Origin of the sequence: Streptomyces sp. CB03234 (assembly GCF_001905885.1) — a bacterium.
Lineage (GTDB): Bacteria > Actinomycetota > Actinomycetes > Streptomycetales > Streptomycetaceae > Streptomyces.
In genome coordinates this window covers 327,460-352,936 of record NZ_LIYH01000002.1, presented here as the reverse complement: position 1 = coordinate 352,936, position 25,477 = coordinate 327,460, and the positions used below count along the sequence as shown (strand labels likewise).

Below are 25,477 nucleotides of genomic sequence, written 5' to 3'. Positions count from 1 at the left end.
GGCTGTACCCATCGCGTGGCCAGAGTGGTTGGACCCGGCACCGGAGCAGCGCCGGTGCCATACCGGCGCTGCGCCGGTGCGACACCGGCCCGTTTCAGTGCTTGGCGGGCAGGAAGCCCACCTTCTCGTACGTCTGCGCGAGCGTCTCGGCGGCGACCGCGCGGGCCTTCTCCGCGCCCTTGGCCAGGACGGAGTCCAGCGTCTCGGGGTCGTCCAGGTATTCCTGGGTGCGGGTTTTGAAGGGGGTCACGAAGTCGACCATGACCTCGGCGAGGTCGGTCTTCAGCGCGCCGTACAGCTTGCCCTCGTAGCTCCGCTCCAGGTCGGGGACGGAGGTGCCGGTGAGGGTGGACATGATCGTCAGCAGGTTGCTGACGCCCGGCTTGTTCTCGGGGTCGAAGCGGATCACGGTGTCGGTGTCGGTGACCGCGCTCTTCACCTTCTTCGCGGTCGCCTTGGGCTCGTCGAGGAGGTTGATCAGGCCCTTCGGGGTGGAGGCCGACTTGCTCATCTTGATCGACGGGTCCTGAAGGTCGTAGATCTTCGCCGTCTCCTTCAGGATGTACGGCGCGGGGAGGGTGAACGTCTCACCGAACCGGCCGTTGAACCGCTCCGCGAGGTCGCGCGTGAGCTCGATGTGCTGGCGCTGGTCCTCGCCGACCGGGACCTCGTTGGCCTGGTACAGCAGGATGTCCGCGACCTGAAGAATCGGGTACGTGAACAGGCCGACCGTGGCGCGGTCGGCGCCGTGCCTGGCGGACTTGTCCTTGAACTGGGTCATGCGGGAGGCCTCGCCGAAGCCCGTGAGGCAGTTCATGACCCAGCCGAGCTGGGCGTGCTCGGGAACGTGGCTCTGGACGAAGAGCGTGCAACGCTCCGGGTCGAGGCCGGCGGCGAGCAGTTGGGCGGCGGCGAGCCGGGTGTTCGCACGCAGCTCCGCCGGCTCCTGCGGAACGGTGATCGCGTGCAGGTCGACGACCATGTAGAAGGCGTCGTGGGTCTCCTGCAGCGCGACCCACTGACGGACCGCACCGAGGTAGTTGCCGAGGTGGAACGAACCGGCGGTGGGCTGGATTCCGGAGAGCACACGTGGACGATCAGAGGCCATGCTCCTCATTCTCTCAGGCGCCGCCGACAGCTCGGAACGGATGCCGTGGTGGGGGGAACCGATCGCGGGCGGCCGGTGTATTCAGAGTGTGAGGACGCGGGAGGGGGGCCGCATCGTCGTCGACGAGGCCGCGGTGATCGCACGGGTACGCGCCGGGGAGGCGGAGGCGTACGCGGAGCTGGTCCGCGCCTTCACGCCGGTCGCGCTGCGGGCGGCCGTCGCTTTCGGCGCGGGTGCGGACGCGGAGGATGTGGTGCAGCAGGCGTTCTTCAAGGCGTACTGCTCGCTGGGGCGGTTCCGGGACGGCGCGGCCTTCCAGCCGTGGCTGCTGCGGATCGTCATGAATGAGACGAGAAACACAGTGCGCTCGGCGGTGCGGCAGCGGGCCGTCGCGGGGCGGGAGGCGGAGCTGCTGGCCGCCGAGCCGCTGATACCGGAGTCGGCGGACCCGGCGGTGGCGGCCGTGGAGCTGGAGCGGCGCGCGTTGCTGACGGCCGCGCTGGAGGCGCTGAGCGAGGAGCAGCGCCAGGTCGTCACCTACCGGTATCTGCTGGAGATGGACGAGGCCGAGACGGCTGAGGCGCTCGGCTGGCCGCGGGGCACGGTGAAGTCGCGGCTGAGCCGTGCGCTGAAGAAGCTGGGCCGGATGCTGCCCGGCGGTCCGGAAGGGGAGGGGGTGAGTGATGAGCACGGGTGAGGAACGTGGCCGGGAACGCGGCCGGGAGCATGACCCGGAACGTGCCCTGGAGCACGACCCGGAGCATGCCCTGGAGCGTGGGCTCGAGCGGGAGCTGCGGGAGCTGGGGCGCGGGCTGCGGGTGCCGGACGTGGGCGGGCAGTCCATGGCCGAGCGGGTGCTGGCGCAGCTGCTGGCGGAGTCGGTGGCGGAGCCGCCGGGGCGGGGCGAGCGGATCCGGGCGTGGGCCCGGCGGCGGTGGCGGGCGCTGGGTGTCGCGCTGTCCGGGGCGCTGGTCGTGCTGGTGCTCACGCCTCCGGTGCGGGCGGCGGTGGCGGACTGGTTCGGCTTCGGCGGGGTGCAGGTGCGGTACGACCCCTCGGCGACGCCCGCGCCGGGGGCGAGCCCGGTGGTGCCGGGGTGCGCGTCGCCGGTGCCGTTGGCGGAGGCGGGACGGCGGGCCGGGTTCGAGCCGCGGGTGCCCGGCGCGCTGGGGGCGCCGGACGCGGTGTCGGTGGGCGAGGCGCCGGGCGGCCGGCATGTGGTGAGCCTGTGCTGGCACGAACCGGGGCGCACGATACGGCTGGACGAGTTCCCGGCGCGGCTGGACGTCGGCTTCGGCAAGACGGTCCGGGAGCAGCCCGAGTACGTGGAGCTGGGCGGCGTCGGGTCGGGGTACTGGTTCGCGCGCCCGCATCTGCTGACGTTCCCGATGACGGACGGGGAGGGCAGGCTGTGGACCCACTCGCAGCGCACGGCGGGCCCCACGCTGTTGTGGACCGCGCACGACGGCCTGACCCTCCGCCTGGAGGGCGAGCCCTCCCAGGCCCGCGCCCGTTCCATCGCGGAGTCGACCTAGGCCCCGGGGCGCCGTCCGCACGGGTCCGTGGACGGTGGGCCCGGCCTCGCCCGGGGTGTGGCCCGGGTGGCCCGAGGGAGGGCCGGACCGTACGGAGTGGCTCACAGACCCGGGGCGCCCAGGGCCGAGGCGGGGCCGCACCAGGCGTGGCCGGGGTGGCCGGACTGGGCCAGGCCGGGTGGCCGACCGGGGCCGGGAGCCCCAGGCCGACGCCAAAGGCCGAGTCCGCCCAGGAGGTACGCCACCGGGCCCGGCTTCGGGGGCGCGCCTGGGGTGGGGCGTCTGCCGGAGGCCGGGAGCCGCCCCGGGAGCCCGCCCCAGGGGCCCGCCCCGGGTGCGGCCGCCGCCCAGCGGTGGGCGGGGGACGCAGCCGGGGCAACCGGCCCGGGGCGGGCCTGCGCGGTGGGCCGGGAGGCCGGGAGCCGGCCCCCGGGGGGCCACCCTGCCGGGGCGCCGGACCCCGGGGCGGGCCTGGGGGTGGGTGTCAGGCCGGGAGGCCGGGGGCCGGGTGGGCGGCCATCAGGTCGGCGACCTCGGCGCGGATCGTGGCGAGGGCGTCCTCGTCGCCGGTGCGGGCGGCGGTGACGCCCCGGTCGATCCAGTGGGCGACGGCCGCCATGTGCTGCGCACCGAGACCGCGGGAGGTGAGAGAGGGAGTGCCGATGCGGATGCCGGAGGGGTCGAACGGCTTGCGGGGGTCGTAGGGGACGGTGTTGTAGTTGACGACGATTCCCGCCCGGTCCAGGGCCTTCGCGACGATCTTGCCCGGCACGTCCTTGGAGGTGAGGTCCATCAGGATCAGGTGGTTGTCCGTGCCGCCGGAGACGAGGTCGAAGCCGCGGACGAGGAGCTCCTCGGCAAGAGCCTTGGCGTTGGCGACGACCGCGTGCGCGTAGTCACGGAAGGAGGGCTGGGACGCCTCGTGGAGGGCCACGGCGATGGCGGCGGTGGTCTGGTTGTGCGGGCCGCCCTGGAGGCCCGGGAAGACCGCCTTGTCGATGGCCTTGGCGTGCTCCTCACGGCACATGAGCATCGCGCCGCGCGGGCCGCGCAGCGTCTTGTGGGTGGTCGTGGAGATCACGTCCGCGTGCGGCACCGGCGACGGGTGGGCGCCACCGGCGATCAGGCCGGCGATGTGCGCGACGTCGGCGACGAGCACGGCCCCCGCCTCGTGGGCGATCTCGGCGAACGCGGCGAAGTCGATGGTCCGGGGAAGGGCGGTGCCACCGCAGAAGATGACCTTGGGGCGCTCCTTGAGGGCGAGATCGCGCACCTCGTCGAAGTCGATGAACCCTGTGTCCTGGCGTACGCCGTACTGGACGCCACGGAACCACTTGCCCGTCGCGGAGACGCCCCAGCCGTGGGTGAGATGACCGCCCATCGGGAGGGCCATGCCCATCACGGTGTCGCCGGGCTCGGCGAACGCGAGGTAGACGGCGAGGTTGGCCGGGGAGCCGGAGTAGGGCTGGACGTTGGCGTGGTCGACGCCGAAGAGCGCCTTGGCCCGGCCGATGGCGAGCAGCTCGACCTGGTCGATGTTCTGCTGGCCCTCGTAGTAGCGCCGGCCGGCGTAGCCCTCGCTGTACTTGTTCTGCAGGACGGTGCCCGAGGCCTCCAGGACGGCCTGCGAGACGTAGTTCTCGCTCGGGATCAGTCGAAGCGTCTCGCTTTGCAGGCGCTCCTCCGCGCCGACGAGAGCGGCGAGTTCGGGATCGGCGGCGACGAGAGCCGGGTGATGAGCGGGAAGGGGAAAGCTGGTCATGGCGTCCTCCAGGGGACCGGCAGCACGGACAAGGTCTCCGGGTGCCCAGGCGGGCGGCACCCTCGTGTGATCTGCCGCGCACGGCTTCCCCGGGGTCGCTTCCCCGTACGCCAGTCGCCGCGCGTACCGCCCAGCCTAGCCGCCACACCGCGCGCGAGGTTTCTTCGTCCGCATGGCGAGCGACGATAGAAAGGGGCGCCACCACCGCCCCCGGCCGCAGGACGAACGGAGACCCCGTGTCGAGAACACACGATGTGATCGCTTCCGCGGAGGCGCACAGCGCGCACAACTACCACCCGTTGCCCGTCGTCGTCTCTTCGGCGGACGGTGCCTGGATGACCGACGTCGAGGGGCGCCGCTACCTCGACATGCTCGCCGGCTACTCGGCGCTGAACTTCGGCCACGGCAATCGGCGGCTGATCGAGGCCGCGAAGGCGCAGTTGGAGCGGGTGACGCTGACGTCGCGTGCGTTCCACCACGACCGGTTCGCGGACTTCTGCGCGCAGCTGGCCGAGTTCTGCGGTATGGAGATGGTGCTGCCGATGAACACCGGGGCGGAGGCGGTGGAGACCGCCGTGAAGACCGCCCGCAAGTGGGGGTACCGCGTCAAGGGCGTCCCGGACGGCATGGCGAAGATCATCGTGGCGGCGGGCAACTTCCACGGCCGTACGACCACGATCGTCAGCTTCTCCACCGACCCCGAGGCGCGGGCGGACTACGGCCCGTACACGCCGGGTTTCGAGATCGTGCCGTACGGCGACCTCACGGCGATGGACGAGGCCATGACGGACAACACCGTGGCCGTGCTGCTGGAGCCGATCCAGGGCGAGGCGGGCGTGCTGGTGCCGCCGCCCGGGTACCTGCCGGCGGTCCGGGAGCTGACCCGGCAGCGGGACGTGCTGTTCATCGCGGACGAGATCCAGTCGGGCCTGGGCCGCACGGGCCGGACGTTCGCCTGTGAACACGAGGGCGTGGTCCCGGACATGTACGTGCTGGGCAAGGCGCTGGGCGGCGGTGTCGTACCGGTGTCGGCGGTCGTGTCGAGCGCGGCGGTGCTCGGCGTCCACCGGCCGGGCGAGCACGGCTCGACGTTCGGCGGCAACCCGCTGGCCTGCGCGGTGGCGCTGGAGGTGCTGGCGATGCTGCGCACGGGCGAGTTCCAGCAGCGGGCGGCCGAGCTGGGCGACCACCTCCACCAGGAGCTGGGGCTCATGGTGGGCCAGGGCGCCGTGGAGGAGGTGCGCGGCCGCGGCCTGTGGGCGGGCGTGGACATCGTGCCGAGCCTGGGCACGGGGCGGGAGGTCTCGGAGAAGCTGATGGACCGCGGGGTCCTGGTGAAGGACACCCACGGCTCGACCATCCGTATCGCCCCGCCCCTGGTGATCAGCAAGGAGGACCTGGACTGGGGCCTGGAACAACTGCGCCAGGTGCTGCGCTGACCGTCGGCGAACGGCGACCATCACGGCGCCCCGAGCCGCGGTGACCGCCAGAGGGACGGCGCCCGGCACGGGACGGTGACCCCGCAGGAGACGGCGCCCCGGCACGGGACGGTGACCCGGCACGGGGCGGCGCCCGGCACGGGGCGGCGCCCCGCGCGGGGACGTGGCACGGGGCGCCGGGCCCCGGCCGGAACCAGGGCCGGCCCCGGTCAGGGAAGGGCGCGACAGAGGGCGTCCAGGGCGCCGGTCCAGGCGCTGTCCGTGGGGGTGGCGTAGCCGACGACCAGGGCGTCGCGGCCGCGCGGCACGTCGGGGTGGCGGAAGCGGTCCAGGCCCTGGACGGCCAGGCCCTGCCAGGCGGCGGACTGGACCACGGTGCGTTCGGTGCCCGGCGGCAGCTCCAGTACGGCGTGGAGGCCCGCCGCGATGCCGCTCACGCGGACGTCGGGCGCCCGTTCGGCGAGCGCGGCCACGAGCTGGTCGCGCCGCCGGCGGTAGCGCAGCCGCATGCCCCGTACGTGCCGGTCGTAGGCGCCGGAGCGGATGAACTCCGCGAGCGTCAGCTGGTCCAGCGCGCTCGACACCCAGTCGGAGTGCCCCTTCGCCACCAGTACGTCCCCCACCAGGTCCTCCGGCAGGACCATCCACCCCAGCCGGAGCCCGGGCGTCAGGGACTTGCTCGCCGTACCGAGGTAGACGACCCGCTCGGGGTCCAGGCCCTGGAGGGCGCCGACCGGCTGGCGGTCGTAGCGGAACTCGCCGTCGTAGTCGTCCTCCAGGATCAGCGCGCCCGTCCGCCGCGCCCAGTCGACGGCCGCGGCGCGCCGGTCCGGCGGCAGCGCGCCACCGAGCGGGAACTGGTGCGCCGGCGTGATGAGGACGGCGCCCTGGCGGCCCAACTTCCCCGTGCGGGTGCCGTGTTCGTCGAACGGCAGCGCGGGCGTGCGCAGCCCGGCCTCCGTGAGCAGGTTCCAGTGGATGTCGAGCCCGTACGACTCGACGGCGACGTCCCGCACCCGGCGTCCGCGCAGCACCTGCGCCATCAGCCGCAGCCCGTGGACGAAGCCGGAACAGATGACGATGCGGTCGGGGTCGGCGTACACGCCCCGCGCCCGCGCCAGGTAGTCGGCGAGGACGGTACGCAGCTCGACGCGGCCGCGCGGCCCGCCGTAGCCGAGCGCCTCGTGCGGGGCGGACGTCAGCGCCCGGCGGGCGGCCTTGAGCCACTCGGCGCGCGGGAAGGAGCCGAGGTCGGGCATGCCGGGGTGCAGGGTGTGTGCGGGGGGCCTGCGGACGGGCGGGCGCCGGGCCGGAACAAAGGCCCCCCGCCCCGGCCCCGCGCGGTTCCCCGCCCCCGGGCCGGGGCGCGGCGCGGCGCGCCGGGCCACGCGCGTGCCGGAGCCCTGACGGGCGGTGAGCCAGCCCTCGGCGACGAGCTCGGCGTACGCGTCGGCGACCGTGTTGCGGGCGATGCCCAGGTCGGCGGCGAGCGACCGGGACGACGGCAACCGCGTCCCGGGCGCCAGCCGCCCGCTCCGAACGGCCTCCCGCAGCGCGTCCATCAGGCCGGACCGCAGCCGCGGACCTCGTAGCTCCACATGCAGATCGGTCCCGAAAGTGGCCCAGGAATCTGTCATGGAAGTGGACCATACCTCTGCGCCACACCCCCCGTACGGTGATCACATGACGACGAACACGAACACGAACACGGACACGAACACGAACGAAACCGAGACCGCGTACGCGCCCGAGCACACCCCCCGCCTCGCCTGGGCCAAGCAGGCGCCCGAGGTCTACAAGGCCATGGTCCGGCTGGACGCGGCCGCCCGTCAGGGCGTCGACCCGGTCCTCCTCGAACTGGTCAAGATCCGTGCCTCGCAGCTCAACCACTGCGCCTACTGCCTCGACATGCACACCAAGGACGCGCTGGCGGCCGGTGAGTCGGTCGAGCGGATCGTCCAGCTCAGCGCCTGGGAGGAGTCGCGGCACTTCTACACCGAGAAGGAGCTCGCCGCGATCGAACTGACCGAGGCCATCACCGTCCTGACGGACGGTTTCGTCACCGACGAGGTGTACGAGCGTGCCGCCAAGCACTTCGAGGAGGCGGAACTGGCCCAGCTGATCGCCGCGATCACCGTCATCAACGCCTGGAACCGCTTCGCCGTCACCAGCCGCATGGTCCCGGGCCACTACACGCCGGGCCAGTTCCAGGGACTCGTCAAGTGACCGACGCCGTCACCGCCTTCCGCGCCCTGCACCACGGCCGGGCCCCCGGGGATCCCCTGATCCTGCCCGGCCCGTGGGACGCGGTCAGCGCCCGGGCCTTCGAGGACGCCGGTTTCCCGGCCCTCGCCACGCCGTCCGCGGGGGTGGCGGCGTCACTCGGGTACGAGGACGGGGCGACGCCCGCGGACGAGATGTTCGCGGCCGTCGCCCGGATCACCCGGTCGGTGTCCGTCCCGGTGTCGGCGGACGTGGAGGGCGGCTACGGCCTCGCGCCGAAGGAACTGGTGGCCCGCGTCCTGGACGCCGGCGCGGTCGGGGTGAACCTGGAGGACTCCCGGGCCGGAGCGCTCAAGGACCCCCGGGCGCACGCCGACTGGCTGGCGGAGGTACGGGCGGAGGCGGGCGGCCAACTGTTCGTCAACGCCCGCGTGGACACCTTCATCCGTGGCGTCACGGACCCCGAGGAGGCCATCACCCGGGCGCGGCTGTACGTCGAGGCGGGCGCCGACTGCGTCTACCCCATCGGCGTACCGGCCGAGCACCTGCCGCTGCTCCGCGCGCGGATCGACGGGCCCATCAACGTGGCGCCCTTCCTCGGCAGCCCGCCGGTCGCGGAACTGAGCCGCCTGGGCGCCACGCGCATCACCTTCGGCCCGGGGCTGCTGCACCGCGCGACGGCCGCGGTGCGGGAGATCGCCGATCAGCTGCGGCGCAGCTCGTAGACCGCCTGGTCCTCACCCTCGGCGGCCTTGGTGAAGCCGGCGCGGGCGACGACGCCGTGCGAGGGGGCGTTGCCGCGGTCGACGGTGGCGCGCAGGACGGTCGCCTCGGACCGGGCGAAGGCCCAGTCGGCGAGGGCGCGCAGGGCCTCGGTGGCGTAGCCGTGGCCGCGGGCGCCCTCCACCAGGTCGTAGCCGACCTCCGCGCGGCCGTCCGCGTCCGGGGCGGCGTGGAACCCGATGGCGCCCAGCGCGCGCCGGTCGGAGGCGCGGACGATGGCGTACGTGCCCCAGCCGGGTCGGTACGTCCCCGCCTCACGGGCCTTCGCGACCATCCCGCCGGCGAACCGGGTGCCCTCCGGCGGGCCGCCGTCCGTCCACGTGAAGCCGCCGTCGCCGCCGCCGTGCAGGTCGGCCCCGGACCTCGGGGTCACCTCGCACAGCAGCAGCCGTTCGGTACGGAGGGGATCGGCGTACCAGCGCCAGACCGCCGGGCGCGGCAGGCCCTCCAGGTCGGTCCGGCCCGTGGCCCACAGCAGGGTCCGCCAGGGGTCATCGATGCGCGGGACGTGGGGGAAGAGGCGGTCCAGGACGCGGGCGCACAGGTGGTCGGGCGGCCGCCAGTCGGGGACGTCGAGGGCGCCGAGGATGTCGTACGTGTGCAGCAGCACCTCGACGACGCCCATCGCGGCGAAGCCGTCCGCCCCGGCCATGCCGAACGGGTGCCAGGCCCGTACGCCGTCGGGTGTGGTGCGGACGGCGGCGGACAGGAGCCCGCCGGTCGCCTCGATGACGCGGACCAGCCCGGCCGGGGTGGTGCCCGGCTCGGCGCTGTTCTGGAAGGGGACGTAGGAGTCGGTGGAACGGCCGGTCAACTGGGAGGCGTAGCCGGTGAAGTCCCCGGCGATGTGGACGGCCGTGTCGTAGCAGCTCCACTCCAGCCCGGCCGCCGGCCCGGTCCAGTCGCGGTCCGCCACGCCGCGCAGGGCGCGGGCGGTGACGGCGACGGCTTCGTCGACGTCCTGTGCCGCGATGACCCCCGCGGCCCCTGTGGCCCCCGTGGCCCCTGTGGTCCCCGTGGCCCCCGTGGCCCCCGTGCTGCCCGTACTCCCCGTGCTGCCCATGATCCCCATGGCGGCGACCCTAGAGCCGTACGCCCGCCGTGGCCACCGTATATGGCGGGTCGGCGACAGGGGCGGCGTAACCGTGCACGGCCACCGTCCGCCCGTCGTGCGCGTGTACGTCGGCGAGGACGTGGACGCATTGGCCGATATCCGCTGGGCCGCGTTCCCGTACGTGATCCATTCTTGGATCCACACAGCCCACACGCCTGTCCGCCGCAGACCCCCGAGGGACCCACCATGACCACCGAACGCCCGGAGCCACCCCTCGTCGGCGAGGAACGCGCGATGCTGCGCGCCTTCCTCGACTACCACCGCGCCACCCTGGCCATGAAGTGCGAGGGTCTGTCCGACGAGGACCTGCGCCGCCGCTCGATGCCCCCGTCGACGCTCTCCCTCCTCGGCCTGGTCCGCCACATGGCGGAGGTGGAACGCGCCTGGTTCCGCCGGACCATCAACGGCGAGGACGTCCCGCTGGTCTGGTCGCCGACCGACGACTACCAGGCGGCGTACGACCCGACGGGCTCCACCCGCTCGGAGGCGTTCGCCGCCTGGGAGGCGGAGGTCGCACACGCCCGCCGCATCGAGAAGTCGGCCGCGTCGCTCGACGTCACGGGCCACAACGCCCGGTGGAACATCGACGTATCCCTGCGCCACGTCATGCTGCACCTGATCCACGAGTACGCGCGCCACAACGGCCACGCGGACTTCCTCCGCGAGGGCATCGACGGCACCGTCGGCGCGTGACGCACCGAAGGGCATCCTGATCAGGTCACCGGCCCTGAGACGCCCGCCGTGGACCGACGCCCGGGGCCGCGATGAACGATTTGCCCGATTATCCTGGCTTTGTGGACGATCGCGGTGAGCAGAGGCCGCCCGACGGCGGAGTGCGTCCGGAGATCCTCGCCTCCTGGCAGCGCTCGCGTTCGCTCGGCATCGACACCGAGGGCGCCGCCCTGCCGGTCGAGACCGACCTCGATCCGGACTCCCGCCTCATCAGGGCCGCCGGGCCGGTGCTGGACCAGCTGTGCGAGCGGTTCTCCGGCCTGCCCATCACGGTGGCGCTGGCCGACGCCCGGGCGAACATCGTGGACCGGCGGGGCGACCCGGTGGGGCTGGAGCTCATGGACGCCGCCTCCCTGGTGCCGGGTGCCAATGTCGACGAGCAGTTCATGGGCACCAGCAGCGTCAGCATGGTGCTGAGCACCCGGGCGCCCTTCATGGTCGTCGGCCAGGAGCACTTCCTGCACAACCTCAAGGAGCTGACCTGCATGGCCGCCCCGGTGCGCGACCCGGTGGGCGGCACCGTGCAGGGCGCGGTCAACCTCTCCGTACCCAGGGACCTCGCCGAACCCGGCATGGCCCTGGTCCTGCAGGACGCCACCGACCGCATCGCCGAGCGCCTGCTGGAACTGAGCACCGCCAGGGAACGCAACCTGATGAGCTCCTTCCTCCGGGCCAGGGAGCGCGGCGAGCACGCCGAGCTCCACCTCGACTCCGGCGAACTCGCCCGCCTCGGCGCGGCGGCGCCCCAGCTGGCCCCGGACGAGCGGCTGGCACTGCTGGAGAACGCCATCGAACTGATCGGCTCCGACAGCGAGGCGTTCGCCGAGGTCCCGCTGGCGGGCGGGCGGGTGGCCACGCTGCGCCGCCGGGCGCTGCACCACGGCGACGCGGAAGGCGCGGCCGTCGAGGTCACCTTCGCGGACACGGGCGGTGACACAGGGCGAGACACCGGCCGGGACACCGGCCGGGACACCGGCCGTACGGGGGCCACCGCGACCGCCCCGGACGGCCGTGACGTACCGCTGCTGCGCCGCCCGGCCGGCGAACCCGACCGGCCGGAGCCCGACCAGGACGACGCGCCCGGCGACCGGCCCGACGCGTGGCTGCTGCTGGTGGGCGAACCGGGCGTCGGCCGCCTGGCCGCCGAGGCGCGCGGGCGGCTGTCGCTGCTGAACGAGGCGGGCGTCCGCGTCGGCACCACCCTGGACATGCGGCGCACCGCCGAGGAGCTGGCGGAGATCGCCGTGCCACGGTTCGCCGACCTCGTCGTGGTCGACCTCGTGGAGAGCGCCCTGGCGGGCGAGGAACCCCCGACCGGGCGGCCCGGCCCCGGTGCGGCGCTGCGCCGCGTGGCCGCCTGGGCCGGCGAGGACTCCCGCGACGCGCGGATCGGCGGCGTGGACGAGCCGGTCGCGTACCCGCCCGGCAGCCCGCAGGCCCGGTGCCTCACCACCGGCCGGCCGGTCACCGACTCGGTGCTGACCGCCGCCCTGACCGGGCCCCCGGCCGGCACCGAGCACCCCGTCGACCTGCTCGGCGAGGGCGTGCACTCCTACCTGGGCGCCCCGCTGTGCGCCCGGGGCGCCGTCCTGGGCCTGGCAGGGTTCTACCGGCGCGGCCGGACCCGGCCGTACGAGCAGGACGACCTGACCCTCGCGGGCGAGCTGGCGGCCCGTACCGCGATCAGCGTGGACAACGCCCGCCGCTACAGCCGCGAGCGCGACGCCGCCCTCACCCTGCAACGCAGCCTGCTGCCGCGCGACACGCCCCGGCTGACCGCCGTCGACCTCGCCTCCCGCTACCTGCCCGCCGACGCCCGGGCGGGCGTGGGCGGGGACTGGTTCGACGCGATCCCGCTGTCCGGGATGCGCGTGGCCCTGGTCGTCGGCGATGTGGCCGGTCACGGCCTCCAGGCGGCCGCCACCATGGGCCGGCTGCGTACGGCGGTGCACACCCTGGCCGCCATGGACCTGCTGCCCGAGGAGGTCCTGACCCACCTGGACGACCTGGTCAGCCGTACGTCCGGCGACCCCGCCCACGGGGAGGACCCCGCGACGGCGGCGACCTGCCTGTACGCCGTGTACGACCCGGTGTCCTGCCGCTGCACGGCCGCCCGGGCCGGTCACCCGCCGCCCGCGCTGCTGCCGCCGGACGGCGCCCCGCGCCTGATCGACCTGCCGGCCGGCCCGCCGCTCGGGCTCGGCGGACTCCAGCCGTACGAATCCGCCACGGTCGACCTGCCCGAGGGCAGCCTCCTGGCCCTCCACACCGACGGCCTGCTCAAGGAGAGCCGCGGCTTCGGCGACACCGACACCGACGCCCGCACCCGGCAGCTCCTGGCCGCGCTCGCCGGGGCGGAACAGTCCCTGGACCGGATCTGCGACCGGATCACCGGCACCCTCCTCCCCGACGGCCCGCGCGACGACGTGGCCCTCCTCCTGGCCCGCGTACACGCCCTGCCCGACGACCGGGTGGCGTCCTGGGAGCTGCCGTCCGACCCCTCGATGGTCGCCAGGGCCAGGGAGCTGACGCACCACCAACTCGCCGAGTGGGGCCTGACGGACCTGGACTTCAGCACCGGTCTGGTGGTCAGCGAGCTGGTCACCAACGCCGTACGGTACGGCGGCCGGGGCCCCGTCAGCCTGCGCCTGCTGCGCGACGGCTCCCTGATCTGCGAGGTGTCCGACCGCAGCAACACCTCCCCCCGCATCCGCCGCGCGGCCACCACGGAGGAAGGCGGGCGCGGCCTGTTCCTGGTGGCGCAGTTCACCAAGAGCTGGGGCGCCCGCTACATGCCCCAAGGCAAGACGGTGTGGGCCGAACAGGTCCCGCACACCGGCCGGCACGCCCCGGAGCCCGACGAACAGGCGCTGCTGTCCATGTTCGACGACCCCGACCCGGGCTGAGCCGGGGACCGACCGACCAACCGACCGCGAAGGGCGGTGTACGCAGTGGTGGAGCACCGGATACTGGGTCCGGAGGACGGCGAGCTGTACCAGCCGCAGCAGGCGTGCGGGGACCGATTCCTGGTCAACGGCCGTGAGTGGGGCGGCCACTTTTCGCTGGTCGAGCACCGCCTGCCACCGAAGGTGCTGGCGGCGCCCGTCCACCGGCACACCCACGAGGACGAGTTCAGCTTCATCCTCGAAGGAACGGTGGGTGCGAGGTTCGGGGACGAGGAGGTCGTGGCCCGGCCCGGTGATCTCGTGTTCAAGCCGCGCGACGAGTGGCACACCTTCTGGAACGCGGGCGAGACCCCCGCCCGGCTACTGGAGATCATCTCCCCGGGAGGCCTGGAGGAGTTGTTCCGGTGGCTCGACCAACTGGGCGAGGAGCTGAGCCCGGAGGGACTGCAGCAGAAGGCGGGCCCGTACGGCTGCTCGACGGACATGGACGCGACCATGGCACTCATCGCGAAGCACGGCCTGGTGTTCTAGGCCTCGGACCGGCGAGTTCAGGAACGGCAGCACCCGCCACGGCCGGGAACCAGCGGCCGCCGTCCGTCCGCTGCGTCCAGTGCTTCGACTCGGACGGCTCGGCCATCGGGAACAGCAGGCTCCCCGGCGCCGGCCGTCCTCGGCGAGGGTCACGCGCTCGCCGGTCGCCTCCACGAGAGCGACGAGGCAGCGGAAGTCCACGGCGTCGTCCGGTACCTGATCCACTCTCGAAAGGTGGGCGGTCACCCGGCCGCTCCACACCACGCTCGCCGCACGCGCCCGTCTCCCGGCAACAGCAGTTGACGGTCCGGTATCGGGCACCGTTCCGGGCCGCCCTCCCTCCCGAGAGTCGCGGGCTCCGGCGCCCTGTCAAGGGCGCTTCGCGTCGGCTTCGCCGATGGCCTACGGCCACCCTTGACAGGCCGCCTCCGCCCGCGCGTTTTCTCTCGGAGGGCGGCCCCGGGAGCAGGCATCCCGGGGGGCCAGCCGCTGCGCCGGGGTTCGTTGCCGAGGCGGCCCGGCCGGGGCAGGCGCGGCAGAGGAATGGGGCGGCGGCGCTTGGCTAAGCGGCGGGCGGCCGTCTTCGGGTTGCGGCACAAGACCTCGCTCCGGTGGGTGGTGGGTGCGCGGCAGTGCGATGGGGCTTCTGGGCTGGGTTCGGCGACTGCGGGCGGGTGAGGGGTCGGGGTGCAGGCAGGTGGCTGGGCTGGGTGCGGGGCTGGGCCCGGGTGTTGCCCTGTCCGGCCGGGAGCCGGGGGGATCGCCCCTCCAGTCACACCCGTATCGGCTCACCGGAGTTGTGGGCGGGATGGGACACCTCCCTGCCGTTGTCACCGGGCCCCTGGGTGTCCCGTACCGCCCACAACTCGCCTGCCCAGGTGCCGGTGTGGCGCAGGAGGCAGGTGGGGCGTTCCCGTGAGGCGGGCGGTGCGGGTAAGGACAGGCGGGGCAGCAGGGGGGCGGCGGCGCAGCTCTCCGGACCGGCGCGACGCCCGACCGCATGCCCGGCCAAGCCCCGGCCCCGGCCCGGATCAGTGCGCGGCCCCGGGGGCCACAGTCAGCCCCCGCCCGCAGCCGCCAGCACGACGCCCGGCCTTCCCCGCCCCGCTGCGCCACACGCCCCACCGGCCCGCCTCTTCGCCCCCTCCAGCCACACCCGTACCGCCGCACCGAAGTTGTGGGCGGGATGGGACACCCACAGCCCCCGACACCACGGCGGGAAGGTGTCCCACACCGCCCACAACTCCCCGATCCCGGTGCTGGTGTGACCAAGGGGACGGATGGGGCCTCCCTGTGGGGCAGGCGGGGCCGGTGAGGTGCCCCGGAGCAGCCACGGGCGGCAGGGCCCGACCGGGCCCGCGAGCCGACAGGCCGACCGGCCGGGCAGCCAGCCACCCACCCACACCCACGCCTCCACCCCGGCCGCCGGGCGGGGCAACACCCCGGCCCAGCCCCGCACCCACCTCAGCCACCTGCCTGAACCCCAACCCCTCACCCACCCGCAGCCGCCGAACCCAGCCCGGAAGCCCCATGCCGCTGGGGCGCACCCACCACCGGCAGGAGCGAGGTCCTGCACCTCAGCCGGGAGACGGGCCGCAGCCGCTTAGCCAAGCCGCGCCGCCCCATTCCACTGCCGCGCCCCTCCAGCACCCGCCTCCCGGCCACGAACGGCACCGGCAAAGGGGCGCCCCTCCCGGGCCCGTTCCCCCGGGCCGCCCTCCGAGTGGGAAAAGGCGGGCGGAGGCGGCCGGTCAAGGGTGGGCGAAGCCCATCGCGAAGCGACGCGACCGAAGGGAGCGCCCTTGAGGGGGCGCCGGAGCCCGCCACACTCGGAGAGAGGGCGGCCCACACGCCCACCATGACCAGCACGCCCACCCCCGGGGCGGCGGCCCACACGCCCACCATGAGCAGGGCGCCCACCCCGAGGGCGGCGGCCCACACGCCCACCACGACCCGCCCGCCCACCCCCGGCGCTGGAGGGCCCACACGGCCGGCATCACCAGGGCGTCCGCCCCAGGAACCGGCGGGTCCACACGGCCACCATGAGCAGGGCGTTCAGGGCGAGCTCTCGGCTAGGAGGGGAGCCAGGCCCGCCACGTCGGCTCGTTCTGCTTGACCCACTTCTCCGCCGCCGCCTCGGGGGAGAGCTTCTGCTCGGCGATCATCAGCGCCACGTCGTTCTGCGCCTCCGTCGTCCAGCGGAAGTTCTTCAGGAAGGCGGCCGCCTTCCCGCCCTTCTTCGCGAAGTCGGCGTTGAGGAACTTCTGCAGCGGGGTGTGCGGGTAGGCGCAGGCGACCTTCTCCGGGTCGGCGTCGCAGCCCTCCTTGTACGCGGGCAGCTTCACCTCCGTCATCGGCACCTTCTCGAACAGCCACTGGGGCTTGTACCAGTACGTCAGGAAGGGCTTCTTCTCCTTGGCGAACTGCTTGATCTGGGTGATCTGCGCCGCCTCCGAGCCCGCGAAGACGACCTTGTAGTCCAGGCCCAGGTTCTTGACCAGCGCCTTGTCGTTGGTGACGTACGACGGGGAGCCGTCCAGGAGCTGGCCCTTGCCGCCGCTTTCCGCCGTCCGCAACTGGTCGGCGTACTTGTTGAGGTTCTTCCAGTCGGTGACGTCCGGGTGGGCGTCCGCGAAGTACGTCGGTACGAACCAGCCGATGTGGCCCGTCACGCCCAGGTCGCCGCCGGGCGTGATGGTCTTCTTGTCGTTGACGTACCTCTGTTCCTGTTCCGGGTGGCCCCAGTCCTCCAGGAGGGCGTCCACCCGGCCCTGGCTGAGGGCGTCCCAGGCGGGGACCTCGTCGATTTGGACGGTGTCGACGCGGTAGCCCAGCTCGTGTTCGAGGAGGTACTTCGCCACGGCGACGTTGGCCTGGGCGCCCACCCAGGACTGGACGGACAGGGTGACCGTCTTGGTGCCCTGGGCGGCGGCGTACGGGGACGCCTGCTTGGTCATGTCGGCCGCGCCGCAGGCGGTGAGGGGCAGCAGGGTCACTGCGGCGACCAGGGGTGCGGTGATGCGCTTACGCATGTCGGGCCTCCTTTCCGGTCGGCTGGGTGACCCGGTCCAGCATCAGGCCCAGGCAGACGATCGCGGCGCCCGCGACCAGGCCGGTCGCCAGGTCGCCCTGCGCGAGGCCGAAGACGACGTCGTAACCGAGCGCTCCACCGCCGACCAGGCCGCCGATGATGACCACGGCGAGGACGAGGACGACCGCCTGGTTCACGGCCAGCAACAGCGCCGGTCGCGCCAGCGGCAGCTGCACCTGGCGCAGTTGCTGCCAGCCGGTGGCGCCGAGCGAGCGGGCGGATTCGAGCGCGACGGGGTCGACGCCGCGAAGGCCCTGGGTGGTGATGCGTACGACGGCGGGCAGGGCGTACACCACGGCGGCGGCGACCGCCGGGGCGCGGCCCACGCCGAAGAGGGCGACCACCGGGATCAGGTAGACGAACTGCGGCATGGTCTGGAAGACGTCCAGGACCGGGCGCAGCGCCCGCTCCACCCGGCCACTCCGCGCCGCCGCGACGGCGACCGCGAAGCCCAGCACCAGCGTGACGGCGACGGCGGCCAGCACCTGCGACAGGGTGTCGAGGGAGGCGTCCCACACGCCCAGGACGCCGATGGCGCCCATGGCGGCGACGGCCGTCAGCGCGGTACGCCAGGTGCCGACGAGCAGCGCCAGCGCACCGACGAGGAGCAGCAGCGCCCACCAGGGCAGTGCCTGGAGGCCGTCGCGTACGGGGTCGAGGACCCAGCCGGTGAAGTGCGCGGCCCAGTCGGCGGTGCCGCCGATGACGGGGACGCCCGAGTAGAGGTGGGCGGTCATCCAGTCGACGGCGCGGTTGACGGGCTCGGCGATGTCGACGTGCCACGCCTGGGGCCAGGTGAGCCCGCCGCTCAGGCGGCCCACGACGGCGGCGGCCAGGACGGCGACGCCGCAGGTGGCCCAGTCGCGGCGGCGTACCGCCCGCGCGCCGGTGGCCGTGCGGTCGAGCACGACCGCGAGGAGCACGATGGGGATGCCGGCGGCGAGGGCGGCGCCCACGTCGACGGACGCCAGCGCCTGGTAGACGCGGTCGCCGAGGCCGCCGGCGCCGATGACGGAGGCGATGACCGCCATGGACAGGGCCATCATGATCGACTGGTTGACGCCGAGGAGCAGTTCCTTGCGCGCCAGCGGGAGCCGCGCGGTGAGCAGCCGCTGCTTGCCGGTCGCGCCGAGGGAGGCGGAGGCTTCGAGGACGCCGGGGTCGGCGCCGCGCAGGCCGAGGGCGGTGAGGCGGGCCATGGGCGGGGCGGCGTAGACGACGGTGGCGAGGACGGCGGCGGGGACGCCGATGCCGAAGACCAGCACCACGGGGAGCAGGTATGCGAACGCGGGCAGCACCTGCATGGTGTCGAGGACGGGCCGCAGTGCCCGGTACGTACGGTCGGAGAGCCCGGCGGCGAGGCCGAGCAGCGCGCCGAGTGCGACGGACGCGGCGACGGCGACGACCATGAGGGCGAGGGTCTGCATGGTGGGCACCCACATGCCGAGCAGTCCGCACACGGCGAACGCGGCGACGGTGGTCAGCCCGAGGCGCAGGCCCGCGACGCGCCAGGCGACGATCCCGGCGACGGCGGTGACGCCGGCCCAGCCGGCGGCGAGGAGCACGAGGTAGACGCCGCGCACGGCGAGGACGACGGCGTTGCTGATGTGCCCGAAGAAGTACAGGAACAGCGGGTGGCTGTCGCGGTTGTCGACGATCCAGTCGCTGGCGGTGCCGAGGGGTCCGGACAGGTCGACGATGAGGGAGGCGGGCCAGGTGCCGCCGCCGGCGAGGAGGAGGCCGAGCGGCAGGAGGACGAGGGCGGCGGCCAGCGGCCAGTAGCGGCGGAGGGCGGCGGGCGGTCGTAGCCGTACGGGGGCGGTGAAGGTCGCGGTCATGCCGCCGCCTTCCCCGCGGGGGCGGCCTCCCCCGTGACGGCCGCCTCCCCGGCGGGGTGCGCGTCCCGGGCAGCCGGAGCCGCCCCGGTGCCGGGCGCGGGGACGCCCGCGACGACCGAGAGCAGGCCCTCGTGGTCCACGACGCCCACCCAGCGGCCGGCGTCGACGACGCGTACGGGGCCGCCGGTGCGGGCGACCGCCTCGATGGCCTCGGACACGGTGGCGCCGGGCGCGACGGCCGGGCCGGAGTCGGCGTCGTCGGCGCAGGGCGGGCGCATGGCGGTGCGTACGGTCATGACCTGCTCGCGCGGCACGTCGCGCACGAAGTCGCGTACGTAGTCGTCGGCGGGCGAGCCGACGATCTCCTCGGGCGTACCGAGCTGCACGATCCGGCCGTCGCGCATGAGGGCGATGCGGTCGCCGAGGCGCAGGGCCTCGTTGAGGTCATGGGTGATGAAGATCATCGTGCGGCCCTCCTCGCGGTGGAGCCGGATGACCTCCTCCTGCATGTCGCGCCGGATCAGCGGGTCGAGGGCGCTGAACGGCTCGTCGAACAGGAGCACTTCGGGGTCGACGGCGAGGGCGCGGGCGAGGCCCACGCGCTGCTGCTGGCCGCCGGAGAGCTGGCCCGGCTTGCGGTCCTCCAGGCCTTCCAGGCCGACCTTGGTGACGACCTCGGCGGCCTTGGCGCGCCGTTCGGCGCGGCCCATGCCCTGGATTTCGAGCCCGTACGCCACGTTGTCGACGACCGAGCGGTGCGGCAGCAGGCCGAAGTGCTGGAAGACCATGGCGGCGCGGTGGCGGCGCAGGTCACGCAGCCGGGACCGGTCCATGGAGAGGATGTCCTCGCCGTCGATGGCGACGGTGCCGGAGGTCGGCTCGATGAGCCGGGTCAGGCAGCGTACGAGGGTGGACTTGCCGGAGCCGGACAGGCCCATGACGACGAACACCTCGCCCTTGCGGACGTCGAAGGAGACGTCGCGGACGGCGGCGGTGCAGCCGGTGCGCTCGCGCAGTTCGGTGGCGGGGAGGTCGGCGAGCTCGGCGGAGTGGGGTACGCGGTCGGCCTTGGGGCCGAACACCTTCCACAGGTTCTCGACGGAGAAGACGGGGGCGGTCGTGGCGGGGGCGGTCGTGGCCGGGGCGGTCGTGGCGGGGGTCGTACTCATCGGGCGTCACCTCGCAGCAGGTCGGCGGCCTTCTCCCCGACCATCAGCACGCCGATCATCGGGTTGACGGCGGGCATGGTGGGGAAGACGGACGCGTCGGCGATCCGGATGCCGTGGAGTCCACGGATCCTCAGGTCGGGTCCGACGACGGCCTGTTCGTCGTCGACGGCACCCATGCGGCAGGTGCCGGCCGGGTGGTAGACGGTGTGGGCGGCCTTGCGGGCGTATTCGCTGAGTTCCTCGTCGCCGGTGATCTCAGGGCCGGGGCAGACCTCGCGCTTGAGCCAGCCGGCGAGCGGTTCGGCCTTGGCGATCTCGCGGGCGATGCGGATGCCGTCGACGAGGGTGCGGCCGTCGTAGTCGTCCTCGTCGGTGAAGTACCGGAAGTCGAGAGCGGGCTTGACCTCGGGGTCGGCGCTGGTCAGGTACAGGCGGCCACGGCTGCGCGGCTTGGGGATGTTGGGCGTCATCGACACGCCGTGCGCGGGGCGTTCGTAGCCCAGCCGCTCCGGATTGTCGGTGAACGGGATCTGGTAGAAGTGGAACATCAGGTCGGGGCCGCGCGACTCGGGGTCGCGGCGTACGAAGAGTCCCGCGTCGCTGTCCATGGCGGAGTTCTCGGGGATCGGCCCGTCCGTCTCCCAGACGATGACCGACTCGGGGTGGTCGAGCAGGTTCTCGCCGACGCCCGGCAGGTCGTGGACGACGGGGATGCCCAGCTTTTCGAGGTCCTGGCGCGGGCCGATGCCGGAGTGGAGCAGCAGCCGGGGCGTGTCGACGGCGCCCGCGCAGACGAGGACTTCGCGCCGCGCGGTGATGAGCTGCTCGGTGCCGTCCTTCGTACGGACGTGGACGCCGGTCGCCGTCGTACCGTCGAGCTCCAGCTTGTACGCCCAGGTCTCCAGCATCAGGTGGAGGTTGGGGCGCGTGTCCATGATGGGGTGGAGGTAGGCGACCGAGGCGGAGGAGCGCTTGTTGTCCTCCGGGTGGTACGCGAGGTCGAAGAAGCCGACGCCCTCGTGGAACGGTTTCTTGTTGAAGCCCTCCACGCGCGGGACGCCGAGCGCGGCCTGGGCGGCGTCGACGAAGTCGCGGGCGATGGCGTTCCGGTCGTTCTCGTCGACCGGGACGATGTTGTTGAGGAGCTTGTCGTAGTACGGGTCCATGGCGGCGGCGTTCCAGCCGTCGGCCCCGGCCTCCTGCCACTCGTCCCAGTCGGACGGCAGCGGCTTGAAGGAGATCAGCGTGTTGTGCGAGGAGCAGCCGCCGAGGACGCGGGCGCGGCTGTGCCGGATGTGGGAGTTGCCGCGCGGCTGCTCGGTGGTGGGGTAGTCGTAGTCGAGGTCGCCGCCGAGCAGGCCCATCCAGCGGCGCAGGGTGAGGACGTCGGGGCGGTCGACGTCGGACGGGCCGCCTTCGATGACGGCGACGGTGACCTCGGGGTCCTCGGTGAGGCGGTGGGCGAGGACGGAGCCGGCGGTGCCGCCGCCGACGATGACGTAGTCGTAGTCGTAGTCGTACGTTGTGCTGTTCACAGGTTCTCCCGCTCGTCAGCCCGCGAACCAGCGCACGGGGCGCGGGGCGAGGTTCTGGTAGACGTGCTTGGTCTCGCGGTATTCGGCGAGCCCGGCCGGGCCCAGCTCGCGGCCGATGCCGCTCTTGCCGAAGCCGCCCCACTCCGCTTGCGGCAGGTAGGGGTGGAAGTCGTTGATCCAGACGGTGCCGTGGCGCAGTCGTCCGGCGACGCGGCGGGCGCGGCCGGGGTCGGCGGACCAGACGCCGCCGGCCAGGCCGTACTCGGTGTCGTTGGCGAGGGCGACGGCCTCGTCCTCGGTGCGGAAGGTCTCGACGGTGAGGACTGGTCCGAAGACCTCTTCGCGGACGACGCGCATCTCGCGGTGGCAGCGGTCGAGGACGGTGGGGCGGTAGAAGTAGCCGTCGCCGTACGCGGGGCCGGTGGGGCGTTCGCCGCCAGCGCGGAGGACGGCCCCTTCGGCGAGGGCGGAGGCGACGTACTCCTCGGTGCGGGCGAGCTGCTGCGCGGAGACGAGGGGGCCGCACTCGACGCCCTTGTCGGTGCCGCGCCCGATGCGGATCCTCTCGGCGCGGCGGGCGAGTTCGGCGACGAACCGCTCGCGCAGCGACTCCTCGACGATGAGGCGGGAGCCGGCCGAGCAGACCTGGCCGCTGTGGATGAAGGCGGCGTTGAGGGCCTGGTCGACGGCGGTGTCGAAGCCCTCGTCGGTGGCGCAGGCGTCGGCGAAGACGACGTTGGGGTTCTTGCCGCCGAGTTCGAGGGCGACCTTCTTGACGGTGTCGGCGGCGGCGCGCATCACCTTCGTACCGCTGACGAGGCCGCCGGTGAAGGACACCAGGTCGACGTCGGGGTGTTCGGACATGCGGGCACCGACGGGGTCGCCGGGGCCGGTGACGAGGTTGGCGACGCCTGCGGGCAGTCCGGCCTCGGTGAGGAGCCGGATGAGGGCGACGGTGGTGAGCGGGGTGATCTCGCTCGGCTTGATCACGAACGTGTTGCCCGCCGCCAGCGCCGGGGCGATCTTCCAACTGGCCTGGAGGACGGGGTAGTTCCACGGTGTGATCAGCGCGCAGACGCCGACGGGCTCGTGGACGACGACGCTGTGGATGTCGGGGGATCCCGCGTCGACGACCCGGCCGCCGCTCTCGTTCATGACGAGGTCGGCGAAGTAGCGGAAGGCGTCGGTGACGCAGTCGACGTCGACGCGGCCCTCTTCCAGGGTCTTTCCGGCGTCGCGGCTCTCCAGCAGGCCGATCGTCTCGCGGTCGCGCTGGAGCAGGTCGGCGACGCGGCGCAGCAGCGCGGCCCGTTCGGCGACGGGGGTGCGGGGCCAGGCGCCCTGGTCGAACGCGGTGCGTGCGGCGGCGATCGCGGCGTCGGTGTCCTCGGTCCCGCCTTCGGCGACGACCGCGAGGGTCGTGGCGTCGGCGGGGTCGAGGATCTCGCGCGTGGCGCCGGTGGCGGCTGCTCGCCACTCTCCGCCCACGTGGATGGTCTGTTGGTCCGACACGTCGCGTTTGCCTTCCGTTCCCGTTCATTCGTCACCGACGGTGGTCGGCGACCGGGGTCCCTGCCCTCGGGAACGGAAAGCATGCGCGAAAGTGGGTTTGCTCACTCCCCGCCGGGGTAGCGGGGCGGTCGCGCTCAGTCGCGGGCGGCGGTTTCGAGGGCCTCGTCGGCGACCTCGTCCGGAAGGTCGTCCTGGACTCGCAGGCAGGCCACCCAGGCGGGCAGCATCCAGTGCGTGACCAGCAGGGCGAAGAGCGCCGGGAACAGCACGCCACCGTCGTAGCGGACCCCGCCGAGCCAGGCGGCGAGCCCCGTCCCGGCCGCCCCGGCGAACAGCAGCCCGAGGGTGATCCGGTGGGCGATGGCCCGGACCCGGTCCCGCTCGACGAGCTGGCGCTCGTCCAGCATGCGGCCGCGCAGCTCCAGCAGCCCGCGCGTGGCGCCGTTGATGGCACCCATGGCGACGCACCAGGGCAGGACCAGCGCCAGCAGGGCGAACGGCATCCACAGCGGGCCGAGGTGGACGCTGCCGAGCCAGAGCGCCACCGAGGCGGCGGTGAGCGCGATGTGCGCCGCGACCCAGGCGCGGCGGCGTGCGGCCGTGCGGCCCAGGGCCTGCATGTCGCGCCTGTTCATGATCGCGTACATCCGCCGGTCGTGGCGCGTCGCGGTGATGGTCACTGCTTCCTCCCGTTGTCCCCGTAAAGCTCCGTGGTGAGCGGCTGGAACGGCTCCAGGGAGAACAGCGCCTCCACCGGCAGCCCGAAGTAGCGGGCCGCCTTCAACGCCAGGTCAAGGCTCGGGTTGTACTGCCCCCGCTCGATGTAGCCGATGGTCTGGTAGTGGACGCCCAGGGCGTCGGCGAGTGCCTGGCGCGACACCTTCCGCTCCGCCCTGACCACGGCCAGCCTGTTGTGTACCTGCTCGCTCATGTATAAGAAGTACTACATCTCATAGCACTTTCGCAATGATCCGAATGGATGACCGGTTCGGGCGTCGCTCCCGGCCAGGGGGTCCCGGCCGACCTAGGGTGCGTCCATGCGCAGCAGCGACGACCGCGTCTACCTCGCCCCCGTCGACCATCTGCGGGCCGTCGCCGCCGTGCTCGTCGTCCTGTACCACGGCTGCCAGCTGCTGAGCGCGCGCATCGAGGGCCGCCGCTTCGTCCCTGCGACGGACTGGTTGTACTCGGACAACCCGGCCGCCACGCTCGTCTTCGAGGGCCACACGGGCGTCGCCCTGTTCATGGTCCTGTCCGGCTTCATCTTCACCGTCGGCGCGTACGGCAAGCCGGTCCGCTACGGCCGCTTCCTCACCAACCGGCTGCTGCGCGTCTACCCGCTCTACCTGGTCGTCGCCGTCCTGGGCCTCGCCACCCAGGTCGCCATGCCCACGTTCCAGGACCTGCTGCGGATCCTGACGTTCGCGACGCCGACACAGCCGTACGGCGGCGTCTTCTGGACGCTCTGCGTGGAGATGCAGTTCTACCTGGTCTTCCCGCTGCTCAACCGGCTCCTCGGCGAGCGCGGGCCGGGCGCCCTGCTGCGGCTGCTGGCGGCGGTGTCGCTGCTGCGGGCGCTGGTGTGGCTGAGCAGCCCGGTGCCCGAACCCCACACCGCGTCGCTCTACCTGGGCCTGGCCGGGCGCATCGACCAGTTCCTGCTGGGGATGCTGGCCGCCTGGGTGTACGTGCACCACCGGGACCGGCTGCGGGCCGCGTGGCTGCCGCCGGTGGCGCTGGCCCTGGCGCTGGGGCTGCTCTGGTCGTTCAACCAGGTCCACGGGTTCGTCTCCGACAGCCCGCTGAAGCTCGCCTGGAGCGGGGCGGAGGGCGCGGTGTGGGCGCTGGTGGTGGCGGCGTACGTCGCGAAGTGCCGGGACGGGGCCGGTGGGTGGCTGTCGCGGGCCCTCGCCCGGCTGGGGGAGGTCAGCTTCTCCGTGTACCTGACGCACTTCATGGTGCTGACGGTGATCGGCGAGTGGGGCCGGTTCCCGGGCGGCCTGCCGCCGGTGTGGGCCGCGTTCCTGGTCACGCTGCTGGTGGCCCTGCCGCTGACGGTCGCGGTGTCGTTCGTGACGTACCACGCCATCGAACTGCCCTTCCTCCGGCTGCGGCGCCCGTACGTCGGCGCCACCGCCCCGGTGGAAACACCGCGCCCCCGGCAGCGGGAGAGCTACCGGGGGCGGTGAAGTGGCGGGG

21 protein-coding genes and 1 riboswitch are annotated in these 25,477 nt (G+C 73.4%); of the genes, 9 read left to right on the top strand and 12 right to left on the bottom strand.

Annotation, left to right across the window (positions count from 1 at the left end):
• Positions 1–94: 94 nt before the first annotated feature.
• On the bottom strand, positions 95–1,108 hold the full coding sequence (trpS, locus tag AMK26_RS08395; protein ID WP_073753718.1) for a tryptophan--tRNA ligase: 1,014 nt from the start codon (positions 1,106–1,108) through the stop codon (positions 95–97).
• Positions 1,109–1,196: 88 nt separating this feature from the next.
• Between trpS and AMK26_RS08390 the strand changes: the two genes are divergently transcribed.
• Both AMK26_RS08390 and AMK26_RS08385 read left to right on the top strand, forming a co-directional pair.
• The gene (locus tag AMK26_RS08390) at positions 1,197–1,805 is read left to right on the top strand and encodes an RNA polymerase sigma factor (protein ID WP_073754721.1); all 609 of its coding nucleotides are present in this window, start codon (positions 1,197–1,199) and stop codon (positions 1,803–1,805) included.
• The gene (locus tag AMK26_RS08385) at positions 1,792–2,643 is read left to right on the top strand and encodes a hypothetical protein (protein ID WP_241837831.1); all 852 of its coding nucleotides are present in this window, start codon (positions 1,792–1,794) and stop codon (positions 2,641–2,643) included. The genes AMK26_RS08390 and AMK26_RS08385 overlap by 14 nt, the downstream gene beginning before the upstream one ends.
• Before the next feature lie 484 nt (positions 2,644–3,127).
• Here the strand turns inward: AMK26_RS08385 and glyA are convergent, their stop codons facing one another.
• Positions 3,128–4,405, bottom strand: a complete 1,278-nt coding sequence (gene glyA / locus AMK26_RS08380; RefSeq protein WP_073753716.1) for a serine hydroxymethyltransferase — start codon at positions 4,403–4,405, stop codon at positions 3,128–3,130.
• A 36-nt stretch (positions 4,406–4,441) separates the two neighbouring features.
• Positions 4,442–4,533, bottom strand: a riboswitch (ZMP/ZTP riboswitch).
• 108 nt (positions 4,534–4,641) lie between these two features.
• On the opposite strand from glyA, the gene rocD reads away from it, so the two are divergent.
• A complete protein-coding gene (gene rocD / locus AMK26_RS08375) occupies positions 4,642–5,844 on the top strand; it encodes an ornithine--oxo-acid transaminase (RefSeq protein ID WP_073753714.1) in 1,203 nt (400 codons plus the stop codon).
• Between the two features lie 209 nt (positions 5,845–6,053).
• On the opposite strand, the gene pdxR is transcribed toward rocD, so the two are convergent.
• Positions 6,054–7,481 carry a MocR-like pyridoxine biosynthesis transcription factor PdxR gene (gene pdxR, locus AMK26_RS08370; protein ID WP_073753712.1) on the bottom strand — a complete coding sequence of 476 codons (1,428 nt, stop codon included), beginning with the start codon at positions 7,479–7,481 and terminating at the stop codon, positions 6,054–6,056.
• Positions 7,482–7,527: 46 nt separating this feature from the next.
• Here pdxR and AMK26_RS08365 point away from each other — a divergent pair, with 46 nt between their 5' ends.
• Both AMK26_RS08365 and AMK26_RS08360 read left to right on the top strand, forming a co-directional pair.
• The gene (locus AMK26_RS08365; protein WP_073753710.1) at positions 7,528–8,070 is read left to right on the top strand and encodes a carboxymuconolactone decarboxylase family protein; all 543 of its coding nucleotides are present in this window, start codon (positions 7,528–7,530) and stop codon (positions 8,068–8,070) included.
• Positions 8,067–8,792, top strand: coding sequence for an isocitrate lyase/PEP mutase family protein (locus AMK26_RS08360; RefSeq protein ID WP_073753708.1), 726 nt, complete (start codon positions 8,067–8,069; stop codon positions 8,790–8,792). Before AMK26_RS08365 ends, AMK26_RS08360 begins: the two co-directional genes overlap by 4 nt.
• On the opposite strand, the gene AMK26_RS08355 is transcribed toward AMK26_RS08360, so the two are convergent.
• Positions 8,771–9,922, bottom strand: a complete 1,152-nt coding sequence (locus AMK26_RS08355; protein WP_241837830.1) for a GNAT family N-acetyltransferase — start codon at positions 9,920–9,922, stop codon at positions 8,771–8,773. The genes AMK26_RS08360 and AMK26_RS08355 overlap by 22 nt on opposite strands.
• A 10-nt stretch (positions 9,923–9,932) precedes the next feature.
• Positions 9,933–10,094 (bottom strand): hypothetical protein, encoded by a 162-nt coding sequence (locus AMK26_RS36905; protein ID WP_158071106.1) that lies wholly within the window; start codon positions 10,092–10,094, stop codon positions 9,933–9,935.
• A gap of 56 nt (positions 10,095–10,150) precedes the next feature.
• Here AMK26_RS36905 and AMK26_RS08350 point away from each other — a divergent pair, with 56 nt between their 5' ends.
• The 3 genes from AMK26_RS08350 (at position 10,151) to AMK26_RS08340 (ending at position 14,133) form a co-directional block, all read left to right on the top strand.
• On the top strand, positions 10,151–10,657 hold the full coding sequence (locus tag AMK26_RS08350) for a DinB family protein (protein WP_073753706.1): 507 nt from the start codon (positions 10,151–10,153) through the stop codon (positions 10,655–10,657).
• Positions 10,658–10,758: 101 nt separating this feature from the next.
• Positions 10,759–13,602 carry a SpoIIE family protein phosphatase gene (locus tag AMK26_RS08345; RefSeq protein WP_241837829.1) on the top strand — a complete coding sequence of 948 codons (2,844 nt, stop codon included), beginning with the start codon at positions 10,759–10,761 and terminating at the stop codon, positions 13,600–13,602.
• 48 nt (positions 13,603–13,650) lie between these two features.
• Positions 13,651–14,133, top strand: coding sequence for a cupin domain-containing protein (locus tag AMK26_RS08340; protein ID WP_241837828.1), 483 nt, complete (start codon positions 13,651–13,653; stop codon positions 14,131–14,133).
• A 2,072-nt stretch (positions 14,134–16,205) separates the two neighbouring features.
• Here the strand turns inward: AMK26_RS08340 and AMK26_RS08330 are convergent.
• The 7 genes from AMK26_RS08330 to AMK26_RS08300 form a co-directional block, all read right to left on the bottom strand.
• A complete protein-coding gene (locus AMK26_RS08330; RefSeq protein ID WP_073753700.1) occupies positions 16,206–17,165 on the bottom strand; it encodes an ABC transporter substrate-binding protein in 960 nt (319 codons plus the stop codon).
• Positions 17,158–19,062, bottom strand: coding sequence for an ABC transporter permease subunit (locus AMK26_RS08325; protein WP_073753698.1), 1,905 nt, complete (start codon positions 19,060–19,062; stop codon positions 17,158–17,160). The genes AMK26_RS08330 and AMK26_RS08325 overlap by 8 nt, the downstream gene beginning before the upstream one ends.
• The gene (locus AMK26_RS08320) at positions 19,059–20,231 is read right to left on the bottom strand and encodes a quaternary amine ABC transporter ATP-binding protein (protein ID WP_073753696.1); all 1,173 of its coding nucleotides are present in this window, start codon (positions 20,229–20,231) and stop codon (positions 19,059–19,061) included. The genes AMK26_RS08325 and AMK26_RS08320 overlap by 4 nt, the downstream gene beginning before the upstream one ends.
• Complete coding sequence (locus AMK26_RS08315) at positions 20,228–21,766, bottom strand: GMC family oxidoreductase (protein WP_073753694.1); 1,539 nt, start codon at positions 21,764–21,766, stop codon at positions 20,228–20,230. The genes AMK26_RS08320 and AMK26_RS08315 overlap by 4 nt, the downstream gene beginning before the upstream one ends.
• Positions 21,767–21,781: 15 nt before the next feature.
• A complete protein-coding gene (locus AMK26_RS08310; RefSeq protein ID WP_073753692.1) occupies positions 21,782–23,278 on the bottom strand; it encodes an aldehyde dehydrogenase family protein in 1,497 nt (498 codons plus the stop codon).
• Between the two features lie 134 nt (positions 23,279–23,412).
• Positions 23,413–23,958: a hypothetical protein gene (locus tag AMK26_RS08305; RefSeq protein WP_073753690.1), complete on the bottom strand. Its 546-nt coding sequence runs from the start codon at positions 23,956–23,958 to the stop codon at positions 23,413–23,415.
• On the bottom strand, positions 23,955–24,209 hold the full coding sequence (locus AMK26_RS08300) for a helix-turn-helix transcriptional regulator (RefSeq protein ID WP_073753688.1): 255 nt from the start codon (positions 24,207–24,209) through the stop codon (positions 23,955–23,957). The genes AMK26_RS08305 and AMK26_RS08300 overlap by 4 nt, the downstream gene beginning before the upstream one ends.
• Positions 24,210–24,315: 106 nt before the next feature.
• Here AMK26_RS08300 and AMK26_RS08295 point away from each other — a divergent pair, with 106 nt between their 5' ends.
• Positions 24,316–25,467: an acyltransferase family protein gene (locus tag AMK26_RS08295; protein WP_073753686.1), complete on the top strand. Its 1,152-nt coding sequence runs from the start codon at positions 24,316–24,318 to the stop codon at positions 25,465–25,467.
• Positions 25,468–25,477 lie beyond the last annotated feature (10 nt).